Consider the following 3,800-nt stretch of genomic DNA (forward strand, 5'->3'; position numbering starts at 1 on the left):
GGTCGCGCCGCCGACCCGCCGCGAGATGACCAGGGGATGCCCGCCGCCACCTCCGGTCCGCGTCCGGGTCGCCGCAGCTTTCCGCCGCTGAGCGCGCGGTCCCGCCGCGACTCCCCCAGGTCCGCCCCTGTCGGCCGCCGCCGCGCGACCGGGTCGCTCACAAGTAGGCGTGCACCGTGTAGCCGTAGTGGCTGACCATCCGGCCCACCCGGATCGGGTGCGCCACCGGGAGCGGTTCTCCGCGCAGCGGCGGGATGCGCACGGTGTCCCAGTGGGGCTGGGCGTCCTGCCCCAGCTCGGACAGTTCGATCCGCTCGTCCTCCTCACCGGCCTGGAAGGTCATCAGCGTGGTCCCGGCCAGCGACCCGTAGGTGTGGAAGAAGCGGTCGCACGCCCATCTGAGCTCGTCGGGGTCGGTGACCACGAGCTGTTCGACGTAGCTCACCGCCCCACTCCCCGTGTCGACCTCGACGAGGTACCAGCTGTACCGGGACTGGCGAAGCTCGTCGGCCGACGGCTCCTCGTCGCTGGCGGCGGCGCGCAACGCCGCCAGCCCGGCGGAGGCCGCCGGATCGGCGATGTCGACGTCCAGCACCTGGTTGTAGAGGGCGAGGGCCTCGCTCCGCCGCCGTTCGACGCCGTCCTCCGCCGACTCCTCCCCCAGGGTCAGGTCGGTCTCGTGGATGGCGTCGATCTGCTGCACGAGGCGGCTGGCCAGCAGGTTCGCGGTCACGCTGTCACCAGGGCGTTCCCGCAGGGCGGCCCGGAGCCATCGCTCGCTGGGCCACAGGTCCTCGACGTCGTCCGCGTCGGAGAGCGCGGGACGCACGCACAGCAGCCGCCCCAGCTCGGCCGCGGACCCGGCGTCACCCGACTCGGCCTCGGCGCGCAACGCGACGAATCTCTGCTCGATGTCCGCCATGACCACGCACGCTACCGGCCGGGGAGCCCCGAGGGCAGGCGGACACTCCCGCCGACGATCATGTCCGTCCTGCCGCGCACCGGCCCCGGTAACCCGGGAAATGCGGTGGTCGGGGCGCCCTCCTCCTGCCTACGGTGGCGGTCGTGACGGACGTCGTGCGCACCGATCGCCTGCTCCTCCAGCCCTACCTGCCGGAGGACGAGGAGAGCTTCGTCCGGCTCTTCCAGGACGAGGAGGTCGTCCGGTACGTGGGCAACGGTCTCCAGACGGAGGCGGAGGACCGAGCGTTGTTCCACCGGGTCTTCACCGACGTCTACGCCAACCGGCGGTTCGACGTGTGGGCCGTCTGGTTCGACGGGGCGCACGTGGGTCACGCCGAGCTGAAGCCCTGCTCGCGCGCCGAGGGCCACGAACTGGTCTACGTGCTCGCCCGCGCGGTGTGGGGGCGGGGTCTGGGGCGGGAGCTGGTCGGCGGTGTGCTCCGGCAGGCCTTCGCGGTGCGTCGTCTCCCCGAGCTGCACGCCACCGTCGACGTCCTCAACGCCCGGTCGCTGTTCGTGCTGGCCGCCACGGGTTTCGAGACCGTCCGGGACATCACCGAGGAGGACGGCGGGGTCACCCGACTGCTCACCGTCCGCCGTGAGCGCTTCCTCGGGCAGGTGTCCCAGGAGGACACGCCCCGGCCCGGAGCGCCGTGACGCGTTCCGGAGACCGTCCGCTCGACGGCGGGAACCGCCTCGACCTCCGCTGCACGCGGTCAGCCGGAGTACCCCGTGCCGTTCCGGGCGCGAGCCGCGCACACGGGCCGGTACCCGGGTGTCGTCCAGCCGTGAGCGTTCCCGGGCAGGACCGCCGTCCCACCCACTGGCGTCGGGGACCGGCAGGTGACGAGGCCCGCTGCGGGGTGGGCGTCCCGGACCCCGGTGGCGCGACCAGCAGGGTGGCGCGGGGTGGGGACCCAGCTCCGACCGGCCTGCGAGACTGGCGACCATGACGACCCCCGAGGAGACCCGCCTCGTCCTGTGGGACATCGACCACACGCTCATCGAGAACCGGGGGTTCGGTCGGGTGGTGTACGAGCGGATCTTCCCCGAGGTGGTGGGACGGCCGCTCCGCGCCCTGGCCGACGTGCACGGTCGCACCGAGTTGGACATCATCCACGACACGCTGGCCCTGCACGGGCTGGAGCCCACCGAGGAACTGGTCGCCCGGCTGTCCGCCGCGCGGGCCGCCGCGTACCGGGCGGGGGAACGGGAGCTCGCCGGGCTCGGCTGGGCGCTACCCGGCGCGGAGGCGGCCGTGCGGTCCCTGGCGGCCGAACCGGGCGTCCACCAGAGCGTGCTGACCGGCAACACGCTGGAGGTCGCCGAGGTGAAGCTGCGTGCCTTCGGCTTCGACGGGCTCCTGGACCTGGCCAGCGGCGCCTACGGCGACGACGCGCACGACCGGGCGGAGCTGGTGGGGATAGCCCGCCGTCGCTACCGGGACGCCACCGGCCGGACCGCCACCGAGGAGACCACCGTACTGGTGGGCGACACCCCGCACGACGTGCTCGCGGGACTACGCGGTGGCGCTCGGGTGGTGGGCGTGGCGACCGGCGTCTACTCGGTGGCCGACCTGCGGGACGCGGGCGCCGCGCACGTGCTGGCGAACCTGACGGACCTGGCGGGGGTGCGGGAGGCGATCCTGGCCGGCTGAGGCCGCCACGCCCCGCAGACCGGGCCGGGCCGCACCCGGGGAGCTCCCCGGCAGGGATTGGGCGGCCGGACGCGGTCGGCCGTGTCGGTGGCTCCGCCCGTCGAGGACGAGCCACCGGCCTGGCGAAGCGCCCGGAGTCGACCTGTTCGACGTCCACGCTGGCGCCCGCCCCGGGCAGCGCGGTCGGTGGTGGCCCGCGCACGCACCGCGGCTACCCAGCGCCGTCCGGCGCTCGGTCACCTGCCGGGCGGGCCCCTGCCGATGCCGCCCGCGACGACACCGAACGGCGGATGGTCGCAGGATCCGCGCGCGTCTACCGTGAGAGCGGTCAACGGCGTGCCGACATCATGCTGTCCTCCCCCAGCGGCCGGTGCCACCCGTGACGACGTTCGGCCAGTCCCGCTTCCGCACCGGCGGTGCACCGCCGCCGGTCCGACTTCTCCGCGCCGGCTGGCGGGACACGCCACACCGGTTTCTCCGTCTCCCCGCGCGCGGGCGTGCGGGGACCCTCGTCGGGAGGATTCACCATGCGACTCCGCATCCGCCGCCAGGCATTCGTGATCGCCCTCGCCGTGGTCGCCGTCCTGCTCACTCCCACCGCACAGGCCGTCGACGTCGACCAGGTGCGGACCGGTGCCGTCGGCCTGTCCGCTCCTGCCTGCTCCGAGGAGGGCTGCCTCGGGCAGGATCCGCTGGTCACCCGGTGTGCCACGGATGCCTACACCCCGAAGAACGGGTGGCTGGAGCTGGCCGGCGGCGGGTACCTGGAACACCGCTACAGCCCACGCTGCCACGCCTCGTGGACGCGGATCTCCCGGTCGGCCAACGGTGACGTGATCAGTGTGGAGAACTCCGGCGCACGCCGGCACGGGGCTCGGATCGCGGCGTCGGGTGTGACCGAGTGGACGGGCATGGTGCCCAACCGGTGGGGGGTGGACGAGGCGCGGGCCTGCGCGTTCTCCCTCCAGGTGCCGACCTGCACGGACTGGTACTGAACCCGGCTGCTGCGGGACGGGGCGCGGCGTCCCTCCTGGTTGGCGGAGCGGAGCACGGGGGCGGCGGCGGTGGGCGGCGCGTCCCGAGCCCGGCCGTGGCGGGCGGTGTTCGCGCGACCTGGGCGAACGGCGCTGGCAGGTGGCCTGGGATCGTCCGTCTCGCCCGCCGTGGCGCCGAGGGGCCC

General features: G+C 74.3%; 4 protein-coding genes. 3 read left to right on the forward strand and 1 reads right to left on the reverse strand.

Annotated features, from left to right (window positions below; all coding sequences use genetic code 11):
- Positions 1-157: 157 nt before the first annotated feature.
- On the reverse strand, positions 158-922 hold the full coding sequence (locus ACTIDRAF_RS0202185; protein WP_157162795.1) for a hypothetical protein: 765 nt from the start codon (positions 920-922) through the stop codon (positions 158-160).
- A gap of 143 nt (positions 923-1,065) precedes the next feature.
- Between ACTIDRAF_RS0202185 and ACTIDRAF_RS0202190 the strand changes: the two genes are divergently transcribed.
- The 3 genes from ACTIDRAF_RS0202190 (at position 1,066) to ACTIDRAF_RS31720 (ending at position 3,615) form a co-directional block, all read left to right on the forward strand.
- Entirely contained in the window at positions 1,066-1,620 is a 555-nt protein-coding gene (locus ACTIDRAF_RS0202190) for a GNAT family N-acetyltransferase (protein WP_052168671.1), read from the forward strand.
- A 292-nt stretch (positions 1,621-1,912) separates the two neighbouring features.
- Positions 1,913-2,620, forward strand: coding sequence for an HAD family hydrolase (locus ACTIDRAF_RS0202195; protein WP_016697071.1), 708 nt, complete (start codon positions 1,913-1,915; stop codon positions 2,618-2,620).
- Between the two features lie 527 nt (positions 2,621-3,147).
- Positions 3,148-3,615 carry a DUF2690 domain-containing protein gene (locus ACTIDRAF_RS31720; protein WP_016697072.1) on the forward strand — a complete coding sequence of 156 codons (468 nt, stop codon included), beginning with the start codon at positions 3,148-3,150 and terminating at the stop codon, positions 3,613-3,615.
- The last annotated feature ends 185 nt before the right edge of the window (positions 3,616-3,800 follow it).

Origin of the sequence: Actinoalloteichus spitiensis RMV-1378 (assembly GCF_000239155.1) — a bacterium.
GTDB lineage: Bacteria > Actinomycetota > Actinomycetes > Mycobacteriales > Pseudonocardiaceae > Actinoalloteichus_B > Actinoalloteichus_B spitiensis.

Coding starts and splice junctions, on each gene's coding strand:
- ACTIDRAF_RS0202195 (WP_016697071.1), top strand. CDS start 1,913: ATGACGACCCCCGAGGAGACCCGCCTCGTCCTGTGGGACATCGACCAC.
- ACTIDRAF_RS0202185 (WP_157162795.1), bottom strand. CDS start 922: ATGGCGGACATCGAGCAGAGATTCGTCGCGTTGCGCGCCGAGGCCGAG.
- ACTIDRAF_RS31720 (WP_016697072.1), top strand. CDS start 3,148: ATGCGACTCCGCATCCGCCGCCAGGCATTCGTGATCGCCCTCGCCGTG.